Here is a 3219-nt window from a genome sequence, read left to right as displayed (position 1 = left end):
CGCAGGCTGAGGTTGAGGTAGCTGAGTTTCAGCGGCTCCTGGCCGGCGGCCTGCAGCACCAGCTGGCTGTCCACCAGGCTCAGGTGCTGCACCACGCGCAGCCGTTGCAGCAGCTCGGCGATGTCGGCGCGCCCGCCCTGCGGGCCGTCGGGCAGGCCCTGCAGGCGCCAGCTGCCGTCGTCCTGCTGCTGCACGTGCAGCTGCAAACCGGTCAGCTGCAGGTGGCCGATGCGCGCGCGCCGTGCCAGCAGGCTGGCCAGCAGGTCCGGCACCACCCGCACCCGGTCCAGCACCAGGCGCTGCTCGCCATCGCCGACCTGCACGTCGCGCGCCACCAGCAAGGGGGCGAAGCCCTGCCACTGCCCTTCCAGCGCACCGATGCGCACCGGCACGCCGAGCGCGGCGCCGGCGCGGTTCTCCGCCTCCAGGCGGTACTCGGCGACCAGCGGCACCAGCTCGCGGCCCAGGCTGACGTACAGCGCCGCCAGCACCAGCAGCGCGGCACAGAGCCCCAGGCCCCAGCGCAGCAGGGCCATGAACAGACGGGCCAGCGCGTTCATCTCAGCGGCGCCTCAGAGCAGCACCACATCGTACTGTTCCTGGGAGTACATGGTTTCCACCTGGAACTTGATGGTGCGGCCGATAAAGGCCTCCAGATCGGCGACATTGCCCGACTCCTCGTCGAGCAGGCGGTCGACCACCTTCTGGTTGGCCAGCACCCGGTAGCCCTCGGCCTGGTAGGCGCGCGCCTCGCGCAGGATCTCGCGGAAGATCTCATAGCAGATGGTCTCCGCCGTCTTCAGCTTGCCGCGGCCCTGGCAGGCGCTGCACGGCTCGCAGAGCACCTGTTCAAGGCTCTCGCGGGTGCGCTTGCGGGTCATCTGCACCAGCCCCAGCTCGGTGATGCCGATGATGTTGGTCTTGGCGTGGTCGCGCTCCAGCTGCTTCTCCAGGGTGCGCAGCACCTGGCGCTGGTGCTCCTCGTCTTCCATGTCGATGAAGTCGATGATGATGATGCCGCCCAGGTTGCGCAGGCGCAGCTGACGGGCGATGGCCGTGGCCGCCTCGAGGTTGGTCTTGAAGATGGTCTCTTCCAGCGTGCGGTGGCCGACGAAGGCGCCGGTGTTGACGTCGATGGTACTCATCGCTTCGGCCGGGTCGACGATCAGGTAGCCGCCGGACTTGAGCGGCACCTTGCGCTCCAGCGCGCGCTGGATCTCGTCCTCGACGCCGTAGAGGTCGAAGATCGGCCGCTCGCCGGGGTAGTGCTCGAGACGGTCGGCGATCTCCGGCATCAGCTCGGCGACGAACTGGGTGATCTTCTGGAAGGTCTCGCGCGAGTCGACGCGGATCTTCTCGGTGCGCGGGCTGACCAGGTCGCGCAGGGTACGCAGGGCCAGCGACAGGTCCTCGTAGATCACCGAGGGCGCCTTGGCGTTCTGGATCTGCGCGGCGATCTGGTCCCACAGCCGGCGCAGGTAACGGATGTCGATGAGGATCTCGTCGGCGCCGGCGCCTTCGGCGGCGGTGCGCAGGATAAAGCCGCCGGCCTCCTCGATGCCCTCGGCCGCCACGCAGTCGGCGACCACCTGCTTGAGCCGCTCGCGCTCGGCCTCGTCCTCGATCTTCAGCGAGATGCCGACGTGGCTGGTGCGCGGCATGTACACCAGGTAGCGCGAGGGAATCGACAGCTGGGTGGTCAGGCGCGCGCCCTTGCTGGCGATGGGGTCCTTGGTCACCTGCACCACCAGGGCCTGGCCCTCGTGCACCAGGGCGCTGATCGGCTCCACCGCGGCGCCCTCGCGGGTGGAAATTTCCGAGGCGTGGATAAAGGCCGCGCGCTCCAGGCCGATATCGACGAACGCCGCCTGCATGCCCGGCAGCACGCGCACCACCTTGCCCTTGTAGATGTTGCCGACGATGCCGCGCTTCTGCGTGCGTTCGACGTGCACTTCCTGCAGCACGCCGTTTTCCACCACCGCCACGCGCGATTCCATCGGCGTGATATTGATCAGAATCTCTTCGCTCATGCATCCATCCCGCTGGATTGGGCGGCGCGCTGCCGCAAGTTTAGCGCTGGGCCGGCAACTGCCAGCAGGCAATGCCGAATTCGCCGAGCAACTCGGCCGTCTCGCACAGCGGCAGGCCGACCACCGCCGAATAGCTGCCTTCGAGGCGGCTGACGAATACCGCCGCCAGCCCCTGGATACCATAGCTGCCGGCCTTGTCGCACGGCTCGCCGCTGGCCCAGTAGGCTTCGATCTCGCGCTCGCTCAGGGCGCGGAAGGTCACGCTGCTGGCCACCACCCGCGCCGCCTCGCGTCCGCCGCCGGCCAGCGCCACCGCGGTCAGCACCTGATGGCTACGCCCGGACAGCGCCTGCAGCATGGCGCGCGACTCGGCGAAATCGGCCGGTTTGCCGAGGATGCGCCCATCGAGCACCACCGCGGTATCCGCGCCGAGCACCACGGCATCGGCTGACTCGCTCAGGGCGGCCAGACCGGCGCGCGCCTTTTCCCGCGCCAGGCGCTCTACATAGGCGACGGCGGGCTCGTCTGGCAACGGATTTTCGTCTATCGCGGCGATTTGCGTGACGCAGGGCACGGCGATCTGCGCCAGCAGCTCGCGGCGGCGCGGCGAGGCAGAGGCCAGAAACAGCTTGGCCATACGAACTTCTCCCTGTCGGACGAGGCGCGGCCGGCCGCAGCTGGCGCGCTCAGTTGACGTTAAGGCGCTGGTGCAACCCGCGCAGGATGACGCAGACCCAAGGCCAGAGCAGCGCGCTGACCAGCGCCGGCAGCACGAAGGCCAGGGTCGGCGGACGGCTGCCGGTCAGGGCATTGAGCCACAGCTGCACCAGCTGGGCCAGGCCGAACACCACCAGCAGCACGGTGCTCTGCTGCCACATGGGGAACATGCGCAGGCGCTGGTGCAGGCTCAGCACCAGGAAGGTGATCAGGGTCAGGATCAGCGCGTTCTGCCCGAGCAGGGTGCCGAACAGCACGTCCTGGGCCAGGCCGAGCACCCAGGCGGTGGTCATGCCGACCCGATGCGGCAGGGCCAGCACCCAGTAGGTGAGCAGCAGCGCCACCCACAGCGGCCGGCCGATCTCCATGAATTTGGGCAGCGGCGAGACGCTGAGCAGCAGGCCCAAGGCCAGGCTGAGCCAGATCACCCAGCCGTTGCGCGGTTGCATGCCGACCATCAGTTGGTCTCCTC

Annotated in this window: 3 protein-coding genes and 1 pseudogene; all 4 read right to left on the bottom strand. The window is 68.7% G+C overall.

All coding sequences use genetic code 11. The features are described from left to right. Nucleotides 1–560, bottom strand: a pseudogene (locus tag N878_RS15815) (TIGR02099 family protein); the annotation flags it as partial. A 12-nt stretch (nt 561–572) separates the two neighbouring features. Next, nucleotides 573–2030 carry a ribonuclease G gene (gene rng / locus N878_RS15810; protein WP_021444583.1) on the bottom strand — a complete coding sequence of 486 codons (1458 nt, stop codon included), beginning with the start codon at nt 2028–2030 and terminating at the stop codon, nt 573–575. Between the two features lie 40 nt (nt 2031–2070). Further along, nucleotides 2071–2667, bottom strand: coding sequence for a nucleoside triphosphate pyrophosphatase (locus N878_RS15805; protein ID WP_021444582.1), 597 nt, complete (start codon nt 2665–2667; stop codon nt 2071–2073). Between the two features lie 49 nt (nt 2668–2716). Then, nucleotides 2717–3205: a rod shape-determining protein MreD gene (gene mreD / locus N878_RS15800; protein WP_036988022.1), complete on the bottom strand. Its 489-nt coding sequence runs from the start codon at nt 3203–3205 to the stop codon at nt 2717–2719. Between the last annotated feature and the right edge of the window lie 14 nt (nt 3206–3219).

It is taken from the genome of Pseudomonas sp. EGD-AK9, from assembly GCF_000465935.2.
Classification (GTDB): Bacteria; Pseudomonadota; Gammaproteobacteria; order Pseudomonadales; family Pseudomonadaceae; genus Aquipseudomonas.
Note: the sequence above shows the minus strand (reverse complement) of the source record. Positions and strands in the feature narration are given on the sequence as shown.

Excerpts from the sequence above, each read along its gene's own strand:
- rng (WP_021444583.1), bottom strand. The coding sequence starts at position 2,030 with ATGAGCGAAGAGATTCTGATCAATATCACGCCGATGGAATCGCGCGTG.
- N878_RS15805 (WP_021444582.1), bottom strand. The coding sequence starts at position 2,667 with ATGGCCAAGCTGTTTCTGGCCTCTGCCTCGCCGCGCCGCCGCGAGCTG.
- mreD (WP_036988022.1), bottom strand. The coding sequence starts at position 3,205 with ATGGTCGGCATGCAACCGCGCAACGGCTGGGTGATCTGGCTCAGCCTG.